This window comes from Gallaecimonas xiamenensis 3-C-1 (assembly GCF_000299915.1).
Lineage (GTDB): Bacteria > Pseudomonadota > Gammaproteobacteria > Enterobacterales > Gallaecimonadaceae > Gallaecimonas > Gallaecimonas xiamenensis.
This window is the reverse complement of record NZ_AMRI01000061.1, coordinates 1-648: the sequence shown is the minus strand read 5'-3', so window position 1 is coordinate 648 and position 648 is coordinate 1. Positions and strand designations below refer to the sequence as shown.

General features: G+C 59.3%; 1 protein-coding gene. It reads left to right on the top strand.

The genetic code is table 11. The features are described 5' to 3' along the window. Positions 1-269 precede the first annotated feature (269 nt). Positions 270-461 carry a hypothetical protein gene (locus tag B3C1_RS19180; RefSeq protein ID WP_008486901.1) on the top strand — a complete coding sequence of 64 codons (192 nt, stop codon included), beginning with the start codon at positions 270-272 and terminating at the stop codon, positions 459-461. The last annotated feature ends 187 nt before the right edge of the window (positions 462-648 follow it).

Here is a 648-nt window from a genome sequence, read left to right as displayed (position 1 = left end):
CATGGCGACGATGGCCCGGAGGGCGAGAACCAGGGAGGGTTCGAGTAACCCCTGGATGGCCGAGCCGGAAACAACTACCAGGGAAGGTTTCACTCACCAGGTTATGCAAATGCAACCAAGCGCGTGCAGGGGCGCCCCCCTGCAATAAAGACGCTATCAAGCAGAGTCGCTTTATCAACAGCAGGTGGCCCAGAGCCAGGGAAATCCAAGGGGAGCCGGGGCAATCGGCAACAGAACTTAACCTTGGGAACCCAACAAACGGAGATCCCATGGACATCAACATGCTTCACCAGGGTGCGCTGTGCTGCACCCGCCAGGGGACAGGCTGGGTAGTGGCGGTGGACAGGGAAAACCGCATCGTCCGGCTCAAGGACCAGAAAGACAGCCATATGTTCGAAGTGGACATCAATGCCGTGATGGACGAGCCCCAGATCCACACCCCCGAAGACGGCTACTATTAAACCCCCGAAGCCCAGCCCCAAAAGCTGGGCTTTTTAATGCCCCACGACCCTAATCGGAGCTTTCGAAAACGCCGAACATCGAGGCGCATGGCTTTCCGCCCGTTAAGTGCAGCGCCGAGGTGGCGGGAGCGTGAATGGGCACGAGGCATGGATGCCGAGTGAGCGGAAGAAGGGCAGGATGCCCGTG